This is a genomic window from Synechococcus sp. RC10A2 (assembly GCF_047502605.1).
In genome coordinates, this window is record NZ_JANSHP010000005.1 from 1 (window position 1) to 23,447 (window position 23,447).

A 23,447-nucleotide genomic window follows, 5' to 3' on the forward strand; every position below is an offset into this window, starting at 1 on the left:
ATACGGACCACGACTCCGTCCACGTCCGCATGACAATCACCCCCAAGGCAACGTCAACCCAGCCGTAAACACCCACCCCGACCCCAACGCCAATCCCGCCCCAGACACCCACGCCGACCCCAACGCCCACGCCAACTCCAACACCAACACCTCCTCCAGTTAACCTGCCTCTAACCGAAGACTTTGACAACTGCAACCCCGCTCCCGCTGGCTGGCAGATTGTGGATGTGGATGGCGACACCACCCGCTCTTGGCGCTGCGTCAATTCCTATGCCGAGGCCAACGCCTTCGGCGGCCAGCAACCGGGTGATGATTGGCTGATTACTCCGCCTCTGAACCTGGCTTCGGCCAACAACCCGGTTCTGACCTTCCGCAATCAGAGTTCCTTTACCGATAGCGGCGTTCCTTTTCCGCAACTAAGCGTTCTTTACTCCACCGATTACAACGGTGCGGGCACTCCGGCGGCGGTGCAGGCAGCCACTTGGACGGCCCTGACGATTCCCAATCCCTCTACAGGCCAATTTGTGGATTCTGGAAACATTTCTCTATCTGGGATCCAACCTCCTGGCCGTGTTTACATTGCCTTCCGCTATCGGTCTTCTGGCACAACTTCTGGCAGAGCCACTCGCTGGCGGGTGGATACGGTTAGGATTGCCGGGAATTAGGACTGGGATCCAAGTGCCAAACTGACTTCGATGGGCAGGAGCTGGGGGAGCGGCTTTGCTTCTCCAGCTTTCTTTTGCTCGCTTTTTTCCCTGAAAAGGGAGCCATATCAGGATTGGGGTAGGGTGGCGGCGTCCTTGTCTCAATCGAGACGACCTGGGATCCCCGCCTGAGCGCAGACCTGGCCCTGGCGATCGAACAGGGTTACCTGCACCGGCAGGGATCGAGCGGCATACTTTTGCACATAGGCTGTCGCCCGCTGGCGGATTTGTCGGGAAAGCTCCTGCAGCACCGGCTCTGCCCAGCCCAGATCCTTCAGATACTGCACCGCTGCCTCTACCGTCCTCAGCTCCAGCACCTGCCGCGCCTGCTCGGCTGTTCCCCCGCAGCGGATGAGGGCTGCCGCCAAGATCTCCAGGCGGGCATCGGCCACATGGCTGGAAGTGGTGAAAATGCCCCCCGCCAGCTTGATCAACTTGCCGTGGTAGCCGATCAAATGAATCGAGTCTGCCCCTCGCAATGCCGCTTCCACCAGCAGCGGCCCGATCCAATTGGCCACCAGTAGAATTTGTTCTGCTGGGATCCCTTGCCGCAAGGCCACCTGCTGCCCATGGCTGCCCACGCAAAAGGCCAGATGCCGGTGGTTGGCCAATTTCTGTTGCAATTCGCGGCGGGCCCGCTCCAGGCTCTCGGCACTGGCAGAAGGCTCCACCTCGGCCCGCGTTCCCAAGAGAGCCAGTCCCTCCAGCACCCCAAACGCCGCATTGGAAGTCCGCTCCGCCAAGAGTTTTCCCTCCGGCAAGATGATGCGCACCCGCAGGCGATACCCATCCGGGATCCCAGGCGAAAGATTGATCTCAAACAGGCGCCGAGCGTAAGCATAGATGGCCGGGCTGCCATCAGCATGCCGCCCCAGCCCCTCTCCCGCTTCCAGGAGCAAAGGCGGAGTGGCGGGATCCCGTTCCTCCAAGCCCACCCAGGCCCAGACCGGCGTGTTGCGGGTGAGATCCAGATGAGGGCCGGGATCCGAACGGGTAATGGCCAAAGCGGTGTTCTCCGAGAGAGCAGCCACCTGCTCCACTGGGATCCGGATGCAAACATCAGGGAACTGGGGCTCCACCTGCACTGCAATGACAGGATGAGCGCCGTCCTGCTCCAAAGGGATCCCCAGAAGGCGGCGGAGAGCGGCTTTAGCAGCAGCCACCGCAAACACGGGCAAGGTATAGCCCTGTTGTGACGAGGGGGGAACCGCATCCTGCATTTTTTGCCTGGAAATAGAGAGGAACCTGCTCTGGAAAAAACTTTGGAGAGAGCCTGTCTCAATTGTGGCCGACGCCAGCCAGCAGGACTGGCTTGATAGGGCAAACTCCTGAAGCCGACTTTAGTGCTCCAACCGCGTAATCGTTAAATGATCTGGGGGAAGAAGGGGAGGAGCGAGAACTTATCTCTTTCAATGAAAGTAAAGAGTCAGAACCGGGGCAGCTATGAGCGAAACCTTGCAGCACTATTTTGAGCGTCTGGAGTTGCAAATTCAGGAGCTGAAAGCTGCCATCGAGCGGATGCCGGAGCAGGTGGCGGCTGCTCTCCTGGCAAAGCAGGAGGCTAAAAAAAATGCCCCCGCCCCCTCCCGTTACAGCGTTCTCACCTCAGACTTGGTGGAAGATGGGAGCCACAACTTTTTGCTGGAGGAGGATCCCCCTGTAGTAAGCAACCGCAGCCCGGCGTATGAACTTGCTCCTGAAGCCCAGATCCAGCGCCTGAGCGCCCAGCTAACCGCTGCCTACAACCGCATTGCTGCTCTAGAAGAACAGCTCTTGGCGCAGCGCCTGCGGCAATGACCTAGCGAGGTTTCGGTGGAGGGGTGGCAAGTGTGCTGTTTTTGCGCTGCACATCTTGCATCTGGAAGCCGTGCTTGCGCAGCTCCTGATCCAACAGCAGCTCGTTTTCCACGTGATCCACAAACAGCACACCGTTGAGGTGATCGATTTCGTGTTGGATAACCCGCGCCAGCAGGTCGTCGGCTTGGAGGGTGCGGGGCCGCCCGGTTTCGTCCTTAAACGAAACCACCACCCCCTGCGGCCGCATGACCTCGCAGAAGACGCCCGGAATGCTAAGGCAGCCTTCCTGGCCGGCTACAACTTCGCCGAGGTACTCGCGGATCTCCGGGTTGATCAGCACCAGCGGTGGCACTTCCGGCTTATCGGGATAGAGATCTACCACAATCAAGCGCTTGGGAATGCCCACCTGGGGAGCTGCCAGGCCAATGCCATCGGCGCTGTACATCGTCTGCAGCATGTCTCGCGCCAACTGGCGGATCTCGTCGTTGACCTGGCTGACGCGCTTGGCCGGCTGCCGCAGCACCTTGTCACCCATGCGATGGATGCGCAGAGGCGGGTTTTTCAGCTTGGCTTTGGGGACAGAAAGGGTGGCCACCATCCGGCAGGTCTCTCAGAATAAACAACAGCAGACATCCCGTCTGGACTTCCATTCTACATTCAGTCCAAGCCGTGCCGAAGCGATGCGTCTGCTGTTCAGCTCCCCTCTGCCTCTGCCAGAGAAGCTGGGAATAGTTGCGTCAGCAGCACGGAGTGCTTGGGCTCGGCAGCGGGTAGGGCCGAAGGACTGGCTCGGGCTTGTTTGCAATCACCAAAACCTTGGCGGCGCAGGCCCCGTCCTCCCCCTTTCCCCCCGTATACGGGAGGATGCAAGGGGGGCTGGGGATCAGCCGCCTTCTATGCCATGTTCGCCAGCCCCACCCCGTTTGGGGAGGGTGCAGCGTTGTCAGTATCTGGGCTTAGGTCCAGGTTGGGGTTATGGCCTCCCCCACAAACATATGGCAGTCTCCCGCCCCTGTAGCTCGCGACAAGCGAGAAAGAATCCGGACTGGGGAGAAGGTCAATACAACTCGGAGCTGTCTTCCTCGACCTCTGGGGATCCCTGTTGGTCAATGGCTTGCTTGAAGCCCAGGGCCACCAGAATGTTGGAGAGGGTGAGGAAAGCCTCTGCTCCCCCATGCAAGGGATCCACATTGGCCAGGGAAGTGCCGTAATGCAGTTGGGCATACAACCCTGCCGGGATGCTGACGGCCACAAACAGTAGCAGCAGCCAAAACCCGATCAAAGCCAGGCGCGGGATCCGGCGGAGCCGCGACAGGAAAAACAAGAAGGCCAAATAGGGAAATAGAGAAAGGGCAAACAAACTGTCCATCGCCTAGCTTGGATCCCTCCTCCCAAGGGACTGATCCGCCTGCTCCGCCCGCCAAATGCGGTAGGCAGCCCAGGCCAGAGTGCAATTGCCCAGAAGTGTCAAGCTCGCCTGGGCAGTTACCACCCAGTTGAGGGCGGGATCGTTGTCAAACCAGTGCCAGGTAATGGCACACATTGCCCCCACCAGAGCAGGCAACATCGCCCAGCTCAAGCCGCGCCACTCTGGCCGGCCCGTTCGCTCCCCAAACTGCCACACGCAAACAATGGCCGCCAGCCATTCCAAGACGCTGGCAATGTGAATCCACCAGGTGGGAAACGAAAGGGCGTGCATCAAACCTCAAGAGAATGGCGCAGCAACTGGCGGTAGGTGGCCTCCTGCAACAGCATTTGCTTGTGCAGCTTGACCAGGATGTCCTTGGCCTGCTCAGGGCTCATGCGAGCTACCAGCGTCTCGAAAGCCCGCTGGCGAAATTCTTGCTCCAGAGAGAGACCTAGCGTTTCCTCCATTGTCGTCACCTTGAGACTCTTAGGGTAGGTGAGAGACTCGCGCTAGGATATCCCAGCGCTGCTCCCAACAAGCACTGCAAGCAGGACAATACATATCTTAACAATCTAGTTTAACAAGTTGCAACAAAACGACAAGGGCCTCCGGATACCGGTCGAGCCAGAGCTGGAGGGGAAACTCAACAAAGGAGCGGGAAAAGTACACGCCCGTAAAGTTTGACAAAAGCACATTTTGGATGGGAAAGTGCGAAGATTTTTGAGCGGCGATCCCTTTACATCCTGTCATGTTGTGCGATTAGGCGGGGCCCCGTGATAAAAGTGAAGTACCTTGAGCTTTGGTTGCCGCTCTTTCCGATTCGCGCCTTGCTTTGCTTGAATTGCCATGACCATTTTTGTGGGAAACCTAAACTATAAAGCCTCAACAGAAGAGCTAGCAGCTTTCTTCCAGCAGAGGTGGAACGTTAAGTCGGTTACAATCCCGATAGACCGAGAAACGGGCCAGACACGGGGCTTCGCGTTTGTGGATTTGGCCACGGAGGCCGAGGAAGAGGAGGCCATCGACGTCGCCAACGGCCAGGAATTTATGGGCCGACCTTTGCGTTTGGATCGAGCCAGGCCGCGCCGACAGGCTTAGCTTCAGCGGGGATTCCTCATCTGACTCCGAGTGGGGTGCCAATCCAAAAGTTGGCAAGGCAGGCAAACGGCGGGCAGGAGTGAGGGCAACGGATGGAAGGGCTTCAAGGCTGCTTGAGATGGTGAAGCTGCTGCATTTTTCCGATATTCATTTGGGCAGTGGCTTGGCCTACGGCTCCATCAACCCAGCTACGGGGCTGAACACGCGTTTGGAGGATTTTGTCGCTTCTTTGCGCCTATGCATTGATCATGCCCTCGATCAGGCTGTGGATCTGGTGCTGTTTGGGGGCGATGCCTTTCCCGACGCGACGCCGCCGCCGCTGCACCAAGAGCTCTTTGCCCAACAATTTCGCCGCCTGGCCGATGCCCGGATCCCGACCGTTCTCTTGGTGGGCAACCACGACCAGTACGGGCAGGGGCAAGAGGGCAACAGCTTGGCCATCTACCGCGCTCTGGGGGTGGCGGGATTCGTTGTGGGGGATCGGCTGCAGACCCATTGGATTGAAACTCGCAGCGGCCCGGTGCAGGTGACCACCTTGCCTTGGCTAAACCGCTCCACCCTGCTTGCCCGCCAGGAGAGCCTGGATCTCAATGCCGAAGTATTCACTCAGCAGCTCCTGCAGCGCCTCGATCTGGCTCTGGAAGGGGAGATCCGCACTTTGCAGCCAGGGATCCCGGCGATTTTGTTGGCCCATGTGATGGTGGATACAGCCCGCTACGGGACGGAGCGGCATCTTTCGGTGGGCAAGGGAGTGACGGTGCCCCTGTCGCTGCTGGCGCGGCCCGCCTACCAATACGTGGCTTTGGGTCATGTGCACCGTCACCAGGTGTTGTGTCGGGATCCCTTGGTAATCTATCCCGGCAGCATTGAGCGAGTCGACTTTGGGGAGGAACAAGAGGAAAAAGGTTGTGTGTTGGCAGAGGTGACGGCCACGGGGGCGAGCTACGAATTTTTGCCCTTGCCCACCCGCACCTTTCACTCCATCCGCCTTGATCTCACCCCCTATCCCCCCCAAGAGGTGCAGGCCAAACTGCTGGAGGCCATTGCCAAGGCCCCTGTACCCGGCTCCATCCTGCGCCTGATCTACCGCCTCCGCCCTGACCAGCTCGATTGCGTTGACGAGCGGACCCTGCACCAGGCCCTCGCCCCTGCCTTCAGCTATACTCTCGTCCCAGACGTGGTCAGCCCCAGCCGCATTCGCCTGCCGGCCCTGGATCCCAGTTGTCTAGAGCCCCTGACGGCCCTGGAGCACTATCTGGCCGACCGCAGCGATCTGGCCCCCTTGCGCAACGAGTTGCTGGCGGCTGCCCGTCAGTTGCTGGCGGAAGCAGCAGATCCCTTGCCGGAAGGGAATGCCAACGAGGAGGAGGTGGATCCTCCAAGCCCCGCCGACTGGGAAGAGCAGCAATTGCCCTTGTTCTAGGGCTCTGCCTCCATTGCTTTGACCTTTGTCGGTCAGAGGTGGGGAGCAGGGCCGCTTCTAAAGAACCTTTGCCGCGTGATCCGGATCACTTCGGGAGGGGGGGGGAAACGGCAGAGACTGGAACTGGGTTGAAGTCGTTGGCAACGACGCTCTCAGCTCACTTCCAGGGAACTAACCTAGGCTGGCAGATCTCACCCTGCCAGTCTTTCCTTTTGTAGAGCTGGGGAGCCGTGGAAAGCAAGGGATCCCTGCAGTTATCATGTCACTGCCAGGCTCTGTCTCGACTTCGAAAGAAGCTGGAGGTGGAGTGGATTTGTCTCGAGAAAAGAAGGAGCAAAGGGCATGGAAAGCGTACTGAGATCTCTAGTGATCGGGGCAATTGCCGGTTGGCTGGCAGGGTCTATCCAGCGCGGCTACGGTTTTGGCCTGATCGGTAACATCATTGTCGGCATTTGCGGAGCAGTTGTAGGAGAATACCTTTTTAACTTGCTCGGCTTATGGGCTACAGGTCTGCTGGGGAAATTGTTGATGGCAACCGTTGGGGCTTTGGTTTTGTTGGCGTTGGTCAACTTTCTTCGCCGGGCTTGAGAGTACGTTGCCAGCGGGCAGGGATAGCTGGCGTGACGCTGCTTTTTTTGGTTGGCTGTGGATCAAACCCGTGTCTAGCTCAGGTTGCCGGGTAAGGAGCACCTCTGCTCAGGCCGGCAGCTGTCCAATGAGAAAAAGGGGGCCATAGAGCCCACCCCTTCCGTGACCTACTCCCGGCACTGAGGACAGCGCAGATCTCAGCTACCCCCACCACCCCCACGAGCTAAAGCCGGGATGGCAGAGGGGCAGCTAGCGGTGCAGGTAAGTGTAGGCCCGCAGGTTGTCTTCAAAGTGCTGCTGCAGCGCCCTAGCCTGCTCTAGAGTGATCTGCCCCCTTTGTAGCGCGGCTTCAGTGGCGTGGTGCAGGGCTTCCACCAGGTCTTCGCTGGTGTATTGCACCCAGCTCAGCACCTCAGCAATCGTGTCTCCCTTGATCACTTGGGAGACGTGATAGCCGCCAGGACGGGTGCGGACATGCACCGCGTTGGTGTCGCCAAAGAGGTTGTGCAGATCCCCCAGGATCTCCTGGTAGGCACCTCCCAAGAACACCCCCAGCAGGTAGGGCTGCCCGTCGGGATCATGCAGCGGCAAGACCGAGGTGATTTGGCCGTCTTCGCCAAAGAAGCGGTTGATCTTGCCGTCGCTGTCGCAGGTTAGATCCGCCAAGGTAGCCCATTGGCGCGGCTCCTCCTCCAGACGGTGGATGGGCATGATGGGAAAGACCTGGCCGATGGCCCAGCTATCCGGCAGGGACTGGAACAGGGAGAAATTGCCGTAGTAGATGCTGGCCAGCATCTCGTCCAGCTCCAGGAGATCTACAGCCACGGGCTGTCCTGCCTGGTACTGCTCGTAGGCCAAGGTGCAGATCTTGTCGGAGCAGTTCCAAAACAGCCGCTCCACCTCGGCCCGCTCCTGCAAGCTGAGGGATCCCTCGGTAAATTGGCGCAGGGCGGCCTCTTTCAGCTCCTGGCAGCGGCGATAGTCGGCCACCAGGGTCTCGGGCCGGATCTCGTAGTAGAGCTGGTTCAGCTTTTGGATCACCTCAGCATCGGAGGTGAGCTGGGTGGGCATGGGGTAGGGGCTGGCGGCGTTGACATCCTGGATGTCGAAGACCAGCACCGACTGGTGGGACATCAGGGCCCGCCCGCTTTCGGTCACCAGCACCGGCGGCTGGATCCCGTGCGGCTGCAGGGCGGTCAGCACCGTCTGCACCACGGTGGCGGCGTAATCTTCCAGGCTGTAGCTCTGGGAAAAGTGGCTGGTGGACTGGGATCCGTCGTAATCGACCCCCAAGCCGCCGCCGACATCCAGATAGCCCATCGGCGCCCCCAGCTTGACCAGCTCGATGTAGATCTGGCTGGCCTCCCGCACGGCCCGCCCATGCACGCTCACCATCGAGATCTGCGAGCCGATGTGGTAGTGCAACAGGCGCAGACAGTGCAGCTTGCCGACTTCCCGCAGCCGCTCCACCACCTGCAACATCTCGGTGGCCGTGAGGCCGAACTTGGCCCGATCCCCAGCCGAGGTGCCCCAGCGGCCACTGCCCTGGGCGGACAGCTTGGCCCGCACCCCCAAGATGGGGTCAATGCCCAGTTGGTCGGCAGCTTGCAGCACCAGCTCCAGCTCTTGCAGCCGTTCCAGGACGATGATGGGGGTGCGCCCCAGCCGCTGGGCCAAGAGGGCCGTTTCCATAAAGTCGCGGTCTTTGTAGCCGTTGCAGATCAACAAAGCCCCAGGTGTATCCAGCAGAGCCAGGGCGATCAACAGCTCCGGCTTGGATCCCGCCTCCAGGCCAAAGTGGTAGGCACGGCCGTGCTTGACCACCTCTTCCACCAGGTGGCGCTGCTGGTTCACCTTGACCGGGTAAACCCCTCGGTAGACGTTGGGGTAGCCAAAGCGCTCGATGGCCTGCTGAAAGCTCTCACAAATCCGCCGCATGCGGTCGGCCACGATCTCGGGAAAGCGAATCAACAAAGGCAACTGCAAACCCCGCGCCACCAGATCCGTTACCAGGTGGTACAGGTCGATGCCCCCTTCCTGCTGCTGTGAGCCCTTTGGGGTTACCTCCACATGACCGGCGGCGTTGATACGGAAGTAGGGATCCCCCCAACCAGAAATGCGATAGAGCTTTTCGCTGTCTCGCAGTGTCCAGGGAGAACGAGTCAAAGTCGGCATAGTAGTCCCCCAGATACCGAGATGTGAACAGCGCAGGATTTCTGCACAGAACCCACAATATATTGCCCTATTCCAAGATATGTCAAGATTTTTCCAAGGCAGGGGGGATCCGGCCCCAAACCGGCTAAGCCTTGCCAGATAAGGCTTTGGCCTGAGGATCCCTCTGCAGTTGCTGCAGAACTCAACTCTCTCGTTCTCTTTTTTTCGCTGTTTTTCTTTGTTTTTCTCGCTCAAGCTTCGTTTTTTACTCTGGATCCAGAAGCGGGGTTGGGATCCCAACTGTTGCCCAAGAGCGCAGCGAATCCTGCAAGGATCGGCGACAAGTTGGTGGAGGGAAGAAGCTGCCTTTTGCGGAAGGTTGTCCCCTCTGGTGCTTCCCAGAGCTCAGGATGGCCACCCTTGACAGGGCTCCGTAGGCAAGACAAGGATCGGGGCGGAGAGCTTGGAGCGCCTCAGCTATGGTGCAACTGCCCCGCCTTCGCCGCCGAGAAATGCTGCTGTCGTTGCTGGCTGCTGCTGGCCTGAGCGCCTGCCAAAGGGGATCCCGTTCTGGGCAGGCTGGCCCTGTTGCCGACAGCCAGCTTGCCGCTGAGACCTTGTTGATCAACGGGGCCGGGGCCACCTTCCCGGCTCCCCTGTATTTGCGCTGGTTTTCCGACTACCGCCAGGTGGATCCCAAAGTCGAAATCAACTTCCAGCCGGTGGGCAGCGCCGCCGGCATCCGCCAATTTATCGACCAGACGGTGGACTTTGCCGCCAGCGACGTGGCCATGACCGATGCCGAAATTGCCGAAGTCAAGCGGGGCGTGGTCATGATCCCGATGACGGCAGGCAGCATTGCCGTCGGCTACAACCTGCCCGGGATCCGCTCCGGCCTCAAACTGTCCCGCTCGGTGTTGGTGCAGATCTTCCGCGGCCAAATTACCCAGTGGCGGGATCCGCAGATTTTGGCCCTCAACCCCGACCTGGAGATCCCCGACCTGCACATCGCCGTCTGCTACCGCTCCGACGGCAGCGGCACCACCGACACCTTTACCCGCCACCTGGCCGCCATCGACCCCACCTGGGCCTCCGAGATCGGCGTCGGCATGTCCCTGGAGTGGCCGGTGGGCATTGGGGTGAAAGGCAACGAAGGCATGAGCGCCCAGATGCTCCTCAGCGAAGGGGTGATCGGCTATGTGGAATCGGTCTATGCCCGCGACCTGGATCTGTCGGTGGCGGCCCTGGAAAACCGCCGCGGCGAGTTCGTCCTCCCCACCCCGGAAGCCTCGGCCCTGGCCCTGAGCGAAATCGAGCTGCCCGACAACCTGCGGGCTTTTGTGCCCGATCCCGCCGGCGCGGGGGCCTACCCCATCGTCACCTACACCTGGATCCTGGCCTACCGCCAGTATCGGGATCCCGCCATGGCCAACGCCCTGCGGGCAGTGCTGCGCTGGGCCCTCAGCGAGGGACAAGCTCTGGCCGCAGAGATGGGCTACCTGCCCTTGGCCGAAACCGTTGTAGCCCGCAGCCTGGAAGCCCTGCAGCTTATCCAGAGCTAGCCGCCCTTGCCCCAACCGGTCCTGGAAGCAAGGCCGCGGCAGGTACGGAGATCCGTAACTGTTCTGCCTTCCAGTCGCCAGAAATGGGCGGCATTCTCGCCCTGACCCAGATGCCCTGCTGGTTAGGATCGACCTAGGAAACGGCTAAATACCTGCTGAATTTTCACGGATTGGCTGCCCAAGCTACTTCATACAGCCTGGCGGCGGTAGCCGAGGTCACGTCTTGAACAAAAGGAGAACAAGGAGCCGATGGGAAAAGTTGTAGGAATTGACTTGGGCACAACCAACTCGGTTGTCGCCGTAATGGAGGGGGGTGTCCCCACCGTCATCGCCAATGCTGAGGGTACTCGCACCACACCCTCGGTGGTCGCCTTCACCAAAGATGGGGAGCGCCTGGTGGGCCAGATGGCCCGTCGCCAAGCAGTGCTCAACCCCGAGAACACTTTTTACTCGGTCAAGCGGTTCATCGGGCGCAAGTACGATGAGCTGAACGTCGATGCCAAGCGGGTCTCCTACCAGGTGCGGCGGGATGAGCGGGGCAATGTCAAGTTGTACTCACCCCGCATGAACAAGGAATTTGCCCCCGAAGAGATCTCGGCCATGGTGCTGCGCAAGCTGGTAGAAGACGCCAGCCGCTACCTAGGCCAACCGGTCACCCAAGCCGTCATTACTGTCCCGGCCTACTTTAACGACTCGCAGCGGCAGGCCACCAAAGATGCCGGGAGGATCGCCGGCTTGGAAGTGCTGCGCATCATCAACGAGCCGACGGCGGCTTCCTTGGCCTATGGCTTGGACAAGCGCAACAACGAGACCATCCTCGTCTTCGACTTGGGCGGTGGCACCTTCGACGTCTCCATTCTGGAGGTGGGGGATGGCGTCTTCGAGGTGAAGGCCACCAGCGGCGATACCCAGTTGGGTGGCGACGACTTCGACAAGAAGATCGTCGACTGGATGGCCGAAGAGTTCAAGCGAATGGAAGGGATCGACCTGCGGCAAGACCGGCAGGCCCTGCAGCGGCTGACGGAAGCCGCCGAGAAGGCCAAGATCGAGCTGTCCAGCGTCTCCGAGACTACCATCAACCTGCCCTTCATCACCGCCACGGCCGATGGTCCGAAGCACCTGGAGTTGAAGCTCTCCCGCGCCCAGTTTGAACACCTCTGCGCCGACTTGCTGGAGCGCTGCAAAGGGCCGGTGGAGCAGGCCCTGCGGGATGCCAAGCTCACCAAGGCCGACATCAACGAAGTGGTGCTGGTGGGCGGCTCCACCCGCATCCCGGCGGTGCAGCGGCTGGTGAAGGAGCTGCTGGGCAAAGAGCCCAACCAAACTGTCAACCCCGACGAGGTGGTGGCCGTGGGTGCTGCCATCCAAGCTGGCGTGCTGGCGGGCGAGGTCAAAGACGTGCTGTTGCTGGATGTCACCCCCTTGTCTTTGGGGGTGGAAACCCTGGGCGGTATCGCCACCAAGCTGATCCCGCGCAACACCACCATCCCCACCCGCAAGTCGGAGATTTTCTCCACCGCCGAAGATGGGCAGACCTCGGTGGAAATCCACGTGGTGCAAGGGGAGCGGGAGTTGGCTCGCGACAACAAGTCCCTGGGCCGCTTCAAGCTGGACGGGATCCCGCCGGCTCCCCGCGGTGTGCCGCAGATCGAGGTGACCTTCGACATCGACGCCAACGGCATCCTCAAAGTGACGGCCAGAGACAAGGGCAGCGGCAAGGAGCAGAGCATTTCCATTACCGGCGCCTCCACGCTGGATAGCAAAGAGGTGGAGCGCATGATCGCCGAGGCGGAAAAATACGCTGCCGAAGACCGCGCCCGCCGCGAGAAAATCGAGCGCCGCAACAAGGCCGACTCGCTGGCCTACCAGGCTGAGCGGCAGTTGAAGGAGCTGGGAGACAAGGTCTCCGCCAGCAAGCGCAGCCAAATCGAGACCCTGGTGCGAGAGCTGCGGGAGGCCATCCAGCGGGACGACGACAGCGCCATCCAGAGCAAAGAGCGGGAGCTGCAAGAGGCCCTCTACGCCATGAGCAGCGAGCTCTATCAGCAGCCCGGCGCCGCTTCCAGCTCCACCTCTGGGACAACCTCCGGCGGCAGCGACGACGTCATCGACGCCGACTTCACCGAGAGCAAGTAACGACAATGGGATCCCCCTGGGGCCCGCAGGGCGGATCCCGCCTTTGTCTGGAGCATCGATAATGGGGAGGGACGGGATGGGCGATAGCGTCTAGCCCGCCTCTTTCTCTTTTCGTCAACAGGTCAGAGGGAGGGATCCCTTGATGCCTGGCCTCTTGGTTTTCTGACCCTTCTCAGTGACTTGCCTGCGGACGCCTCCATGCAAAATTTCAAGGACTACTACAAGATTTTGGGGGTCAGCCAGACGGCCACCGCCGACGAGATCAAGCAGGCCTATCGGCGCCTGGCCCGAAAATATCACCCGGATGTTAACCCGAACAACAAAGCTGCCGAAGAGAAGTTTAAGGAGATCAACGAAGCCTACGAAGTTCTCTCGGATCCCGGCAAACGCAGGCAATACGACCAATTTGGCCAGTACCACCAGCAGGGCGGGTTCCGCTACCGGCGGGATACCTACAGCCAGCCTTACAGCAGCAGCCCTTTTGGCGACAGCTCCTTCAGCGAAGACTTTGGGGGAAGCGGTTTTGGCAGTGGCGTCGATTTCAGCCAATTTGAGGATTTTCAAGACTTCATCGATCAACTGCTGGGCCGGGTGCGCAACTCAGGTGCGGATCGCAGCAGTAGCTCCGCCGGCAACGCCAACTACGATGCGGAGGCCACCATCCAGCTCACCATTCCCGAAGCTTTTGAAGGGGGCAGACGCCGCCTACGGGTGGGCGGGGATCGCGTGCTCGAGGTCAACATCCCAGCAGGGATGACGCCAGGGAAGCGGATTCGCCTGCGCGGCCAAGGCCACCCCAAACCCAACGGCGGCGCCGGCGACCTGTACCTCAAGATCGAGCTGAAGGAGCACCCCTTCTACCGCCTTGAGGGGTTTGACGTCTACTGCGATTTGCCCATCAGCCCCAGCGAGGCCGTCTTGGGCGCCCAGGTGGAGGTGCCCACCTTGGATGGAGTGGTGAAGCTGCGGATCCCACCCGGCATGCAGCCGGGGCGAAAGTTGCGCTTGGCAGAGAGGGGTTTTCCCAAGGGCAATGGAGAGCGGGGCGATTTCTACGCGGTAGTTCAGATCTATTTGCCCACCCGTGTTTCGGAGGAGGAGCGGGAGCTCTACGAAAAGCTGCAGCGGGTTCAGTCCTATGATCCCCGTGCCGCCCTCAAGCTCTAGCTAGAAGGAGGAGTGGGCGGTCGGAGAGCGCGATCCAGGAGTTCCATCGGGTGATAAATGGGGATCCCGGCCTTGCCTTGCAGACGCAGGTGCTTCTGGAGCTGCAGGCGGCAGCCGATATTGGCGGAGACGATCCCCTGGGCGCCGGTGTTGAGCAGGTTGGCCACCTTCTGGGATCCCAGCTCGTCGGCCACCTCGGGCTGCAGCAGGTTGTAGACGCCGGAGCTGCCGCAGCAGAGGGCGGCATCGACAGGATCCCGCAGCTCCAGGCCCGGGATCTGCCGCAGCAGTTGGCGCGGCTCCTGGCTAAGGCGCTGCCCGTGCAGCATGTGACAGGCATCCTGATAGACCAGCACCAAGGGATCCGGCTGCAGCGGATGGAGAGGAGCGGTCAACCCCACCTGAGCAAGAAACTCCTGGATGTCCTTGACTTTGGCCGCAAACTGGGCTGCTTTCTCTTGGTAGTGGGGATCCTCACCCAGGATGTGGCCGTACTCCTTCAGCGTATGCCCGCAGCCAGAGGCAGTGATGAGAATGGCATCCAAGTCGTAGACAGCAAAAGCATCCACCATCTGGCGGGCCAGAGTTTTCGCCTGCTGCAATTGCCCTTGGTGGTGGGGCAAGGCTCCGCAACAGCCCTGGACAGGCGGGATCACCACCTCACAGCCATTGTGGGTTAAGACGCGCATACTGGCCTCATTTACCTGGGGGGCAAACAGGCGCTGCACACAGCCAAGAATCAGCCCCACGCGAAAACGGCGCTCGCCCACCGCCGGGATCCGCTCCGGGTAGCGCTTGGGCAGCAGTTGCCCCACCTCAAGAGGGGGCAAGAGGGATTCCATGGCCGCCAGGCGCGGGGAGACCTTCGCCAGCCCTTGGCGGATCCAGGCGCCGACCCCCATTTTTTGGTAGAGCCAAAGGGGCCAGAGCAGAGGCCGCAGCCGCGCCGGGTAGGGGAAGAGCCAGAAGATGAACTGGCGGTACAGCCAATCCCAAAGGTTGCGGCGGTGGTTGCGCTCGATCTGCGGGCGGGTGGCGGCGATCAGCCGGTCGTAGCGCACCCCCGAAGGACAGGCGGTAACGCAGGCCAGACAGCCCAGGCAGGTATCGAAATGGGAAACCACTGCTGCCGAGAGAGAGATTTGGCCTTGATTGAGGGCGTCCATCTGGTAGATGCGCCCCCGCGGCGAGTCTGTCTCCTTGCCGAGGACGCGGTAGCTGGGGCAGGTGGTCAGACAAAACCCACAGTGCACACAGGCATCGATTAGCTTTGGATCCGGCGGATCCAGGCTGTCAAAACTCGGCCTTTTGGATGAGCTCATCGGCCTCGACCTATCGCGCTTTCAACACTTCATCACCCCCGTAAAGAGAGAATTGGCCGTTCGGGGATCCTGTCCCCTCCTTTTGCTTCCGGGGTTTTTTGCATCTTAATCTGGGAACAGAGCGTCTGAGACTTCTATCCAGATCCAAACGCTCTTTTCGTCCGTACTACCCTAGAGAAGGGACATACCCGGCCGATTTCTCCTCGTCGTTCATTTCCCAATGAAAGTGCAACACCTCTTCACCCCAGCTCTTGTGGGGGCAGCTCTCTCCAGTTTGAGCCTATCTGGAGCGGCTTTTGCCCAGGCCAACCTGCGGGAGCTGCCCCCCGATCTGGCCGAACAGCTCACTACAGAGCAGATCTTGCAAGCCTGCGCCGCCAACCAGGCAGACACCTTGCCCAGCCCCTTCCCAGACGTGGTGCCGACCGATTGGGCCTACAAGGCGGTGCTCACCCTCTACTACTGCGGCGCCTACCGGGGGGCCATTCCCCCGGAGACCTTCCGGCGCTACCTGGAGCAACAGCGGGGATCCCAAACTTAGCTCCCTGTCGGATACATCTCCTGGATGAGGTGGGCGTAGCGCTCGGCCACCGGGTTACGCTTAATTTTCAGCGTCTGGGTCATGAGGCCGTTTTCCACGCTCAGGGGCTCTGGCAAAAAGCGGAAGTCGGCAATTTGCTCGTGGGGCCGGTAGCCAGGACGCTCTTGGATGCGGGCCCGCACCTCCTGCAAAATCAACGTGCGCACCTGCGGGTGGCCCAAGAGCTCGGCCTCCGCAGCCGGGATCCCTTGCTCAGCGGCCCAAGCCTTAAGGGCATCGAGGTTGGGGTAGATGAGGGCGGCCAGTTTCTTTTGGTCTTGCCCGACGATCACAATCTGGCTGATGTAGGGAGATTGCAGGCAGGCATCTTCCAGTGGCTGTGGCTCGACATTTTCGCCGTTGAGCAACACGATCACGTCCTTGGCCCTGCCGGTGATCACCAGTTGGCCGTCGGGAGTGAGCCAGCCTAGATCCCCTGTTTCAAACCAGCCGTCGGGGCTGAGCACCTTGGCAGTCGCTTCCGGATTGTTGTAGTAGCCCATCATCACCTGCGGCCCCCGCGCCAGGATCAGCCCTTTTTCGCCAGGGGGCAACGGCTGCCGCGTCTCCGGATCCACGATGCGAAACTCCGTCCCTGGCAAGGGGGGGCCCGCCGTGCCGCGCACGTTGTTGTCAGGACGCCGCGCGCACAGCACCGGCGAGGTTTCCGTGAGGCCGTAGCCATTGAGGATGGAAATGCCCACCACCTCGTAAAACAGATCCAGGTAGGCGGGCAGGGATCCGCCGCCGCTGATGGCCTGTTGAAAATTGGGGCCCAAAGCCTGCCGCACCTTGCGGTAGATCAGCGCATCGGCCAGGCGGTGGACAGGCCAGAGCAGCCCCTGTTGCAGGCGGGCCCCCAGGCGCACCCACGGGCTGACGCCGTAGTGTAAAATCGACCGGTTGCCGGCAATCCGCCCGGCGAGCACGTAGCCTTCGCTGGCCGCCATCAAGGTGCGGATCAGCCGCTGCATCAGGGGGCTTTTTTCCTTAAATTGCCGCTGGATCCCTTCGTAAACGGTCTCCCAGATGCGGGGCACCGCCACCAGATAGTGGGGCTGCTCCTGTTGAAAATCTTGTTTGATAAAGCGGGGGCTGGTATAGACCAGCGTGCAGGCGCGACTAAGGAGAAAATACTCGCAAGCCCGCTCATAAGAGTGCCAAGTGGGCAGAATGCTCAACACCTTGTTCCCCGGTTGGGGCTGTACGACCGCGCCCAAGTTCTCCACCTGGTGCATGAGGTTGCCGTGGCTGAGCATCACCCCCTTGGGCTGACCGGAGGTCCCGGAAGTGTAGATGATGGTGGCCAACTGGGATCGCTCCAGCCGCGGCGGCTCGTAGCGGCGCTCCCGGCCTTTTTGCAGCCACTGAGAAAAATTCAATACCCCCGGCTCTTCTTCATCGGAAAGCAACAGCAGCCGCTCCAGGCCCAGCTCCTGCACAACCGGCCGCACCCGGCTTAGGGTCTTCGCATCCTGGGCAATCAAAGCGGTGCTGCCGGAATGGCGCAAAATGTAGCCCAGCTCCGCCGGATCCGCCACGGCGCTGCGCGGCACATTGACCGCTCCCGTAAACAGCGTGGCCAGATCTGCCATCAGCCAGCGGGGGGAATTGTCGGCAAAAATGGCCACCCGATCCCCAGGCCGAATGCCCAAAGCCTGCAAACCGGCAGCCAAGATCTGAATGCGGCGAAAGAGCTGCCCGTAAGAAATCTCAAAGACCGGCTGGGCATGGGGATCCCTGAGGGCAGTGTAATCGGCAAACTTTTCGGCCAGGACTTGCCAGATGTCGAGCAGCGTCGTCCCAGCGGGGGTAGCAGCAGCGGAGACAGTAGTCATAAATCTGTACCCTAAATCACATTTACAGTCTAGTAAACTTGGGCTTTTTCCCAAGACACCCCCAGGACAGTTCTCAATCTGTCACCAAATCCAACCCCTTCCCCTTGCGGGGAAAAGGTAGGGATCAACCCTACTCCCGGAAAAGCCTGAACTCATGAGGTTTTCAAGGTGCGCTCGCGAGGAAGTACCGAGACTTCCCGCCACAGATGTTAACCTCGCTTCCCCGAATAAGCGCAACTCAGAAAATTCGCTCTTTTGGGGACGTCATGCTGCATTTTCCCGCCAATCCCGGCAAAAGCTACTAGATCTTATGGCACCCGCAAAAAAAGCTAGCAATGGCTCCCCCCGATGGATCGGCCCCAAAACTTTACAGTCTCGGCTAAGCTGAGAACCTCACAAAATAAGGTAGTCCGGCGGCTCGTAGGGGAGAGGCCCGCCGAAGACCTTGGTACGTCGTTTGGCGGTGGCATCCAGAGGGTAGGCCTGCAGGCTATCTTCCTCGAGGTTGAGCAGAGGCAGCCACGACTTTTCCAGCTCGGCAGTGTCCAGGGGGCATTCAACAACGGAGTATTGCGCTCGCTGGCAGCACTGTTCCAGGCGCTTGGCCAACTGTTGTCGGCGCTTATCGTCCACCACGTCGTAGCAAACCAACCATAGCCTCAGCGCAGCTCCATTGCTTCGTACTCTAGGTTGCTGCTCACCAGGCAACGGCCCAGCCAGCGGGCTTGCTCCAGCACGATTTGGCTCAGGGCTAGGCGACGCGATTGCGGAGGGTAAAGCAAAGGCTCGCAGAAGCGGCGCTCCAGCTCACCCAAAAACAGCTTTTTGGCCAGGGATCCCATGCTCCATCCGGCGACGGCTCGCAGTCTTCCGGGGTGAGCAAGCCGGCCTTGATGAGTTGGCTTACCCAGCATTTCGCTCATCCCTCTCACAAAGGCCTCGGCCTAGATGCCCTTAGATTCGTCGTCAAAGTACCAGTATGCTTTCCTAGAGATCCAACCGAATAACCTTGCTGCCCAAAATTTGCCTAATGCTCTCCAGACTGTCTTTTCTTGCGTTGAACCCAAAGGTATCTCGCTGTGGCTGCTAGCGCAAGCGGGAGTAGGGACGGGGATAGGGTTGGCGCATCTGCCGAGCCAGGTACACCTGAAAGGTTTGCGCCACCGCGCCCGCCCGCCGCAGGGGAACCTCTGCCACTGGCTCAATTTGTTCAAAGTAGGTGCCGTAGACAGCCTGGATCCCTGCTCTTGGCCAAAACAGCTGGGAGGTGACCAGCAGCCCATCTTTGCCCAGCCAGTCTTCAGGTTGGGACCAAAAGGCAAAGCCGCGCAGATCTTCATCCAGGCAGGTGAGGGGCTTCTCCGTCAGCGGCGCCAAGGCCATGCCGATCTGCCCGCCCAAAAAGTAAACGTTGGTGAAGATAAAATCCGCCTCTGCAAGAGCCTGGGCCAAGCGGGGATCCGTCTGAAACTGCCGCCGCAACTGTTCGATGTCAATCAGCTGAGTCGAGGGATCCCGTTCCACCGGCCACAGGCCCAGCCCGCCGGGATCCTGGAGGAGGCCGTAGCGCACATGGGCCAGCCCCACTGCCACCAACAGGCCCACTGCCACCGCCGTCCCCGCCAAGAGCTGCCTTGCTCCTGGCCACCGTTCCCAGCGGGATCCCAACAGCAAGCTCAGCACCCAAAACCCCGGCATGGGCCAGGTGGGGAGGATGGGCCGGTAGCCTCCCATGAAGGTAAAAGCCAACACCAGCGGCAGCCCACAGGCCAAGATTAAAAGCTGTTTCAGCTCCTGATCCGTGAGGCGTCTTCCCTGAACCAGCGCCAGCCCCACCCGCCCACCCTCGGCCAAGCTCAGCCCCAGCAGAGGGATCCCCAAGGTCGGGAAAAGGTACCCCATCTCCTGCAGCACCGTCAGCCCCAGCTCCTGCAGTTGATACCCTGCCTCCGGCACTGCTCGCCCCCCCTGGAAGCGGAAGGAGACCCAATCCTGTTGGGTGTTCCAGATTAAAACGGGGCTGAAGGCCGCCAAAAACCCCACCACCGCCAAGAGCGCCCATCCCGACCGAAGAGCGCAGCGGTGGGCCGGGCTGAGCAGACAAAAGAGCACCAGGCCAAACCCCAGCGCCAGGCCGTGGTATTTGCCCAGGCAGGCCAGCCCCACCAAGAGCCCAATCAGCGCCAGCCGCGGCCCCGGTCGGTAGCGCGCTGCCCCATAGACCCCCAATTTCCCCTCCGCCAAGGGAGCCGGAAAAAACTCCTGGGCAGCCACCCACAGGGTTGCCGCCGTAAACACCATCAGCGGGCTATCCGGCAGGGTCAGCACCCCAAACCCAATCCAGAAAATGGGGGCGATGCTGATGGTTGCCAGGGTGATCAGCCCCGCCTGTGGCGAAAAAAGCCGCGTCGCCGTCAGGTAAAGCAACAGGGAAGAGCCGGTGTAGGCCAGCAGGGATCCCAGTCGAATCGAAAAAGCCGACACCTGCCCCGTCAAAACAGGCCCCAAGCCCGTTGTCCAGGCCACCAGCGGCGGATGGTCAAAATAGCTCCAGTCCAGATGGCGGGTGTAGAGGTAGTAGTAGGCTTCGTCAAAGCCCGGTGGCAACAGAGCAGCCACCAAGCAGCGCAGAAGCAGGCCCAGGCCCAAAATCCACAGAGCAGCTTTCGGCAGCACAGGGGATCCCCTTGAGCGTGTGGACAGGTGTTATTGTCTCAGCTTTGGCCAGACTTGTCCCCAAAAAACCAAGTGGGGGCTCAGAATAAACTGAGCCTAAGACGTTGCCTCCGGCAGCTTTACCGGACACCCCAAAAGCTGGCCCAATTGCTCTGCTTCCGCCCTTGCCTTGCTATCATCAGAACCAAAGCCTAGGTACAATAAAGGCTCTCCCAATGCCAAATTCACCTTCACCGAAAAATAACTATCGCCATCGGAATCTGTTGACCTCTCAACTACAACTTGCTGAACATCTCTGAAGGAATAAGCTTTCCGCCCCCTTATTCCAAAGGGAGTGAGGTGCTCCTCCAAGATCTGGTAGAAGGAGCGGTCAAAGGTCAGCCGACGGCTTCCTAGCTTAGGTATTAGCGATAGACCTACCATTCCTGCTGGGAGAGAAAGTAGAAGTGCAGCAAACAAATCTCCTGAGTTAAAACTATCGCTGGCCACCAAGAGCTGACTCTTTGCACTCATCCGAAACGATTGGATCTTGGTTGCCAGTTGTCGAGCGTCGCTCTCGCTGGCGGCTGACCAAGCTTTTGTTTCTCCTGCAGGAGTTATGAGAGTAACGTAGTAATAGGTTGTCTCGTCTCCTTCGGAGTCTGTTCGAGTTTCAGTTTTGACTCGGGCTCCTCTTACATCATAATAAAACTCGATCTGTTTTGGTAAAGGCAGCAGTGGTTGAAAGACCACTTCAGAGGTGACTGTATCCTGATCAAGCCGATGGCAAGTGAAACGGCGATCCCCCCTGAAAAAGCCAAATCAGGGAACACAAAGCCAGCGCCACAAAGAAAATAACGCCAGCAGCCACCAGCGGAACCCCAGGCTCTAGACAAACGCGCTTGCTGGGGGTTTGCTCTACACATCTCATCCCTATAGGCTTACCTCCGTCGGGATCCCTGGGCCTTGCCCTCATTATTGCTTGCTGGTGTGATACTTGACCGTTTTCCGGAATACAGAGCTTTGCTCATTTTGAGAGCAGAGTTGGGTTGCGAGATCCAGGGCAAAGCCAGAGAATCCTCTTGCAGATAAGCTGGGCGCTCCAGGACTTGTACTGGCTGGCCGGGACGATAGATGTAGATTCTTCGGCTTTCCGGGTCAATTAGCCAGCCCAGTTGGGCGCCGTTGTCGAGGTACTTCTGCAGCGTGGCTTGCAAAGCAACCAGATCGTCCACAGAGGAGCGTAATCCGAGCCTAGGAAGGCAAAGCGATGGCGCTCCTCGGAGGTAAGCTGTTCCGCTACGCAACGCTAAACAAAAACGAACTTTTGTAAGGACTTCGTCCCGCTTACGCGATCATAGATAGTAAGCAAAACCTTGAGGCTTTGCCTCAAGGAACTATCTAGAGGCATCTTGACAGCGCCTTTGCGAGTTCGTTTTTGAACTGCGTCAAAATCCCCCGCCTTTAGGCGGTGGGAGTGTCAAGTTCGTGGTTGCTGATAGCCATCGGTTAAGGGCTGGTGGAAAAAGAGGGCAGCTCGGGGCAGATTATTCCCAAACTAAGCTGAGATCGGCAACAAAGCCAGGGAGGGCGGGATCCCCTTCTAGGTAAGCTGGGCGCTCCAGAACTTGGACGGGCTGGCCGGGGCGATAGACGTAAACTCGCTGGCTTTCCGGGTCGATCAGCCAGCCCAGTTGGGATCCGTTCTCGAGGTACTCCTGCAGCTTGGCCTGCAAAGCAGCCAGGTCGTCGGAAGGGGATCGCAATTCCAGGACAAAATCCGGACACAGGGGGGCAAAGCGGCGGCGCTGCTCTGGAGTAAGCTGCTGCCAGCGCTCCTTGGCAATCCAGGCGGCATCGGGAGAGCGAATAGCCCCGTTGGGCAGGGCAAAACCCGTGGAGGAGTCGAAGACAAGTCCTAAGCTCGTGCGGCGGTTCCACTGCCAGAGCTGGCCCAGCAGGTCGGCATTGCGAAGTCCGCTCTCACTGCTGACAGGGGCCATGGCCACTAGCTCCCCTTTGGCGGTGCGCTCCAGGCGCAGCTCAGGGTTCTGCCGGCAGAGCTGTTCAAAGATTTCATCGGTCAACTCCAGGCTGGGCCGTAGGTTAAGCGCGATCATAGGCAAGTTCCCTGGGAACTATTCCCAGACTAGGGTGAGATCGGCAACAAAGCCAGGGAGGACGGGATCCCCTTCTAGGTAAGCTGGGCGCTCCAGAACTTGGACGGGCTGGCCGGGGCGATAGACGTAAACTCGCTGGCTTTCCGGGTCGATCAGCCAGCCCAGTTGGGATCCGTTCTCGAGGTACTCCTGCAGCTTGGCCTGCAAAGCAGCCAGGTCGTCGGAAGGGGATCGCAATTCCAGGACAAAATCCGGACACAGGGGGGCAAAGCGGCGGCGCTGCTCTGGAGTAAGCTGCTGCCAGCGCTCCTTGGCAATCCAGGCGGCATCGGGAGAGCGAATAGCCCCGTTGGGCAGGGCAAAACCCGTGGAGGAGTCGAAGACAAGTCCTAAGCTCGTGCGGCGGTTCCACTGCCAGAGCTGGCCCAGCAGGTCGGCATTGCGAAGTCCGCTCTCACTGCTGACAGGGGCCATGGCCACTAGCTCCCCTTTGGCGGTGCGCTCCAGGCGCAGCTCAGGGTTCTGCCGGCAGAGCTGTTCAAAGATTTCATCGGTCAACTCCAGGCTGGGCCGTAAGTTGAGGGAGATCACGGCCTTAGGGATCCCGTTTAGAGGATTTGAGGATGGGCTGGCGCTATTGTAGTCTTTTGGATCCCTCACCCCTAGCCCCTCTCCCACAGCCAGAGGGGAGGAAGTTGACACTCCCACCGCCTAAAGGCGGGGGATTCTTACGCAGTCCACAAAAGAACCCGTAACGGCGTTGTCAAAGCGCCTCTGGACAGTTCCTGAAGGCAAAGCCCCAAGGTTCTGCTGACTTTCTTAATCCGCCGGTTTCCGTAGTTCGGTCAAGCTTTTGCAACCAAAACCCCTGCGGCTTGTGAGTCTTGAGCCTAGC

Annotated in this window: 24 protein-coding genes; 9 read left to right on the plus strand and 15 right to left on the minus strand. The window is 60.0% G+C overall.

The features are described 5' to 3' along the window. Nucleotides 1-164 precede the first annotated feature (164 nt). A complete protein-coding gene (locus tag NW848_RS00225; protein WP_414402925.1) occupies nt 165-665 on the plus strand; it encodes a choice-of-anchor J domain-containing protein in 501 nt (166 codons plus the stop codon). Nucleotides 666-805: 140 nt separating this feature from the next. Here NW848_RS00225 and cbiD read toward each other — a convergent pair whose 3' ends face one another. Further along, nucleotides 806-1,924, minus strand: a complete 1,119-nt coding sequence (gene cbiD, locus NW848_RS00230; RefSeq protein ID WP_011429040.1) for a cobalt-precorrin-5B (C(1))-methyltransferase CbiD — start codon at nt 1,922-1,924, stop codon at nt 806-808. A gap of 223 nt (nt 1,925-2,147) precedes the next feature. On the opposite strand from cbiD, the gene NW848_RS00235 reads away from it, so the two are divergent. Next, nucleotides 2,148-2,501, plus strand: coding sequence for a hypothetical protein (locus NW848_RS00235; protein WP_011429041.1), 354 nt, complete (start codon nt 2,148-2,150; stop codon nt 2,499-2,501). A gap of 1 nt (nt 2,502) precedes the next feature. Here the strand turns inward: NW848_RS00235 and def are convergent, their stop codons facing one another. The 4 genes from def to NW848_RS00255 all read right to left on the minus strand — a co-directional run bounded on the left by def (nt 2,503) and on the right by NW848_RS00255 (nt 4,376). Then, nucleotides 2,503-3,099 (minus strand): peptide deformylase, encoded by a 597-nt coding sequence (gene def, locus NW848_RS00240; protein ID WP_099812609.1) that lies wholly within the window; start codon nt 3,097-3,099, stop codon nt 2,503-2,505. A gap of 459 nt (nt 3,100-3,558) precedes the next feature. Beyond that, nucleotides 3,559-3,870 (minus strand): DUF3593 domain-containing protein, encoded by a 312-nt coding sequence (locus tag NW848_RS00245; protein WP_011429043.1) that lies wholly within the window; start codon nt 3,868-3,870, stop codon nt 3,559-3,561. Nucleotides 3,871-3,873: 3 nt separating this feature from the next. Continuing rightward, nucleotides 3,874-4,200, minus strand: coding sequence for a DUF2499 domain-containing protein (locus tag NW848_RS00250; protein ID WP_011429044.1), 327 nt, complete (start codon nt 4,198-4,200; stop codon nt 3,874-3,876). Further along, on the minus strand, nt 4,200-4,376 hold the full coding sequence (locus tag NW848_RS00255) for an NblA/ycf18 family protein (protein ID WP_011429045.1): 177 nt from the start codon (nt 4,374-4,376) through the stop codon (nt 4,200-4,202). The genes NW848_RS00250 and NW848_RS00255 overlap by 1 nt, the downstream gene beginning before the upstream one ends. A gap of 379 nt (nt 4,377-4,755) precedes the next feature. Between NW848_RS00255 and NW848_RS00260 the strand changes: the two genes are divergently transcribed. The 3 genes from NW848_RS00260 (at nt 4,756) to NW848_RS00270 (ending at nt 7,018) form a co-directional block, all read left to right on the plus strand. Further along, on the plus strand, nt 4,756-5,007 hold the full coding sequence (locus tag NW848_RS00260; protein ID WP_011429047.1) for an RNA recognition motif domain-containing protein: 252 nt from the start codon (nt 4,756-4,758) through the stop codon (nt 5,005-5,007). 118 nt (nt 5,008-5,125) lie between these two features. After that, complete coding sequence (locus NW848_RS00265; RefSeq protein WP_414402923.1) at nt 5,126-6,430, plus strand: metallophosphoesterase family protein; 1,305 nt, start codon at nt 5,126-5,128, stop codon at nt 6,428-6,430. Between the two features lie 342 nt (nt 6,431-6,772). Further along, the gene (locus NW848_RS00270; protein WP_414395007.1) at nt 6,773-7,018 is read left to right on the plus strand and encodes a GlsB/YeaQ/YmgE family stress response membrane protein; all 246 of its coding nucleotides are present in this window, start codon (nt 6,773-6,775) and stop codon (nt 7,016-7,018) included. Between the two features lie 249 nt (nt 7,019-7,267). Here NW848_RS00270 and speA read toward each other — a convergent pair whose 3' ends face one another. Continuing rightward, nucleotides 7,268-9,193, minus strand: a complete 1,926-nt coding sequence (gene speA / locus NW848_RS00275) for a biosynthetic arginine decarboxylase (RefSeq protein ID WP_414508302.1) — start codon at nt 9,191-9,193, stop codon at nt 7,268-7,270. A gap of 458 nt (nt 9,194-9,651) precedes the next feature. Here speA and pstS point away from each other — a divergent pair, with 458 nt between their 5' ends. From pstS to NW848_RS00290, 3 genes are all read left to right on the plus strand, one after another. Beyond that, the gene (gene pstS / locus NW848_RS00280) at nt 9,652-10,734 is read left to right on the plus strand and encodes a phosphate ABC transporter substrate-binding protein PstS (protein WP_414402833.1); all 1,083 of its coding nucleotides are present in this window, start codon (nt 9,652-9,654) and stop codon (nt 10,732-10,734) included. A 249-nt stretch (nt 10,735-10,983) separates the two neighbouring features. Continuing rightward, nucleotides 10,984-12,870 carry a molecular chaperone DnaK gene (gene dnaK, locus NW848_RS00285; protein ID WP_414402832.1) on the plus strand — a complete coding sequence of 629 codons (1,887 nt, stop codon included), beginning with the start codon at nt 10,984-10,986 and terminating at the stop codon, nt 12,868-12,870. Nucleotides 12,871-13,068: 198 nt separating this feature from the next. Further along, nucleotides 13,069-14,037, plus strand: coding sequence for a DnaJ C-terminal domain-containing protein (locus NW848_RS00290; protein WP_011429053.1), 969 nt, complete (start codon nt 13,069-13,071; stop codon nt 14,035-14,037). On the opposite strand, the gene NW848_RS00295 is transcribed toward NW848_RS00290, so the two are convergent. Further along, on the minus strand, nt 14,034-15,359 hold the full coding sequence (locus NW848_RS00295) for a (Fe-S)-binding protein (RefSeq protein ID WP_414508303.1): 1,326 nt from the start codon (nt 15,357-15,359) through the stop codon (nt 14,034-14,036). The genes NW848_RS00290 and NW848_RS00295 overlap by 4 nt on opposite strands. A 220-nt stretch (nt 15,360-15,579) precedes the next feature. Here NW848_RS00295 and NW848_RS00300 point away from each other — a divergent pair, with 220 nt between their 5' ends. Continuing rightward, the gene (locus NW848_RS00300; protein WP_011429055.1) at nt 15,580-15,900 is read left to right on the plus strand and encodes a hypothetical protein; all 321 of its coding nucleotides are present in this window, start codon (nt 15,580-15,582) and stop codon (nt 15,898-15,900) included. On the opposite strand, the gene NW848_RS00305 is transcribed toward NW848_RS00300, so the two are convergent. The 8 genes from NW848_RS00305 to NW848_RS00340 all read right to left on the minus strand — a co-directional run bounded on the left by NW848_RS00305 (nt 15,897) and on the right by NW848_RS00340 (nt 23,143). Continuing rightward, the gene (locus tag NW848_RS00305) at nt 15,897-17,777 is read right to left on the minus strand and encodes an AMP-dependent synthetase/ligase (protein WP_414508304.1); all 1,881 of its coding nucleotides are present in this window, start codon (nt 17,775-17,777) and stop codon (nt 15,897-15,899) included. The genes NW848_RS00300 and NW848_RS00305 overlap by 4 nt on opposite strands. A gap of 393 nt (nt 17,778-18,170) precedes the next feature. Further along, nucleotides 18,171-18,428 carry a CRISPR-associated endonuclease Cas2 gene (gene cas2, locus NW848_RS00310; RefSeq protein ID WP_240527297.1) on the minus strand — a complete coding sequence of 86 codons (258 nt, stop codon included), beginning with the start codon at nt 18,426-18,428 and terminating at the stop codon, nt 18,171-18,173. An 8-nt stretch (nt 18,429-18,436) separates the two neighbouring features. Next, on the minus strand, nt 18,437-18,619 hold the full coding sequence (locus tag NW848_RS00315; protein WP_414402829.1) for a hypothetical protein: 183 nt from the start codon (nt 18,617-18,619) through the stop codon (nt 18,437-18,439). Nucleotides 18,620-18,863: 244 nt separating this feature from the next. Next, nucleotides 18,864-20,453, minus strand: coding sequence for a glycosyltransferase family 39 protein (locus NW848_RS00320; protein WP_011429058.1), 1,590 nt, complete (start codon nt 20,451-20,453; stop codon nt 18,864-18,866). Between the two features lie 96 nt (nt 20,454-20,549). Further along, the gene (locus NW848_RS00325; protein ID WP_414402828.1) at nt 20,550-21,185 is read right to left on the minus strand and encodes a hypothetical protein; all 636 of its coding nucleotides are present in this window, start codon (nt 21,183-21,185) and stop codon (nt 20,550-20,552) included. A 188-nt stretch (nt 21,186-21,373) separates the two neighbouring features. Further along, nucleotides 21,374-21,667 carry a Uma2 family endonuclease gene (locus NW848_RS00330; protein ID WP_011429059.1) on the minus strand — a complete coding sequence of 98 codons (294 nt, stop codon included), beginning with the start codon at nt 21,665-21,667 and terminating at the stop codon, nt 21,374-21,376. Between the two features lie 312 nt (nt 21,668-21,979). Next, the gene (locus NW848_RS00335) at nt 21,980-22,552 is read right to left on the minus strand and encodes a Uma2 family endonuclease (protein WP_414508306.1); all 573 of its coding nucleotides are present in this window, start codon (nt 22,550-22,552) and stop codon (nt 21,980-21,982) included. A gap of 18 nt (nt 22,553-22,570) precedes the next feature. After that, nucleotides 22,571-23,143, minus strand: a complete 573-nt coding sequence (locus NW848_RS00340) for a Uma2 family endonuclease (RefSeq protein ID WP_414508307.1) — start codon at nt 23,141-23,143, stop codon at nt 22,571-22,573. Between the last annotated feature and the right edge of the window lie 304 nt (nt 23,144-23,447).

Bases quoted from the DNA above. Each gene is read 5' to 3' on its own strand.
- NW848_RS00315 (WP_414402829.1), bottom strand. From the start codon at position 18,619: ATGGGATCCCTGGCCAAAAAGCTGTTTTTGGGTGAGCTGGAGCGCCGC.
- NW848_RS00235 (WP_011429041.1), top strand. From the start codon at position 2,148: ATGAGCGAAACCTTGCAGCACTATTTTGAGCGTCTGGAGTTGCAAATT.
- NW848_RS00265 (WP_414402923.1), top strand. From the start codon at position 5,126: ATGGTGAAGCTGCTGCATTTTTCCGATATTCATTTGGGCAGTGGCTTG.
- NW848_RS00305 (WP_414508304.1), bottom strand. From the start codon at position 17,777: ATGACTACTGTCTCCGCTGCTGCTACCCCCGCTGGGACGACGCTGCTC.
- NW848_RS00295 (WP_414508303.1), bottom strand. From the start codon at position 15,359: ATGAGCTCATCCAAAAGGCCGAGTTTTGACAGCCTGGATCCGCCGGAT.
- NW848_RS00245 (WP_011429043.1), bottom strand. From the start codon at position 3,870: ATGGACAGTTTGTTTGCCCTTTCTCTATTTCCCTATTTGGCCTTCTTG.
- NW848_RS00290 (WP_011429053.1), top strand. From the start codon at position 13,069: ATGCAAAATTTCAAGGACTACTACAAGATTTTGGGGGTCAGCCAGACG.
- NW848_RS00335 (WP_414508306.1), bottom strand. From the start codon at position 22,552: ATGATCGCGCTTAACCTACGGCCCAGCCTGGAGTTGACCGATGAAATC.
- def (WP_099812609.1), bottom strand. From the start codon at position 3,099: ATGGTGGCCACCCTTTCTGTCCCCAAAGCCAAGCTGAAAAACCCGCCT.
- cbiD (WP_011429040.1), bottom strand. From the start codon at position 1,924: ATGCAGGATGCGGTTCCCCCCTCGTCACAACAGGGCTATACCTTGCCC.
- NW848_RS00255 (WP_011429045.1), bottom strand. From the start codon at position 4,376: ATGGAGGAAACGCTAGGTCTCTCTCTGGAGCAAGAATTTCGCCAGCGG.
- NW848_RS00250 (WP_011429044.1), bottom strand. From the start codon at position 4,200: ATGCACGCCCTTTCGTTTCCCACCTGGTGGATTCACATTGCCAGCGTC.
- speA (WP_414508302.1), bottom strand. From the start codon at position 9,193: ATGCCGACTTTGACTCGTTCTCCCTGGACACTGCGAGACAGCGAAAAG.
- dnaK (WP_414402832.1), top strand. From the start codon at position 10,984: ATGGGAAAAGTTGTAGGAATTGACTTGGGCACAACCAACTCGGTTGTC.
- pstS (WP_414402833.1), top strand. From the start codon at position 9,652: ATGGTGCAACTGCCCCGCCTTCGCCGCCGAGAAATGCTGCTGTCGTTG.
- NW848_RS00300 (WP_011429055.1), top strand. From the start codon at position 15,580: ATGAAAGTGCAACACCTCTTCACCCCAGCTCTTGTGGGGGCAGCTCTC.
- NW848_RS00270 (WP_414395007.1), top strand. From the start codon at position 6,773: ATGGAAAGCGTACTGAGATCTCTAGTGATCGGGGCAATTGCCGGTTGG.
- NW848_RS00260 (WP_011429047.1), top strand. From the start codon at position 4,756: ATGACCATTTTTGTGGGAAACCTAAACTATAAAGCCTCAACAGAAGAG.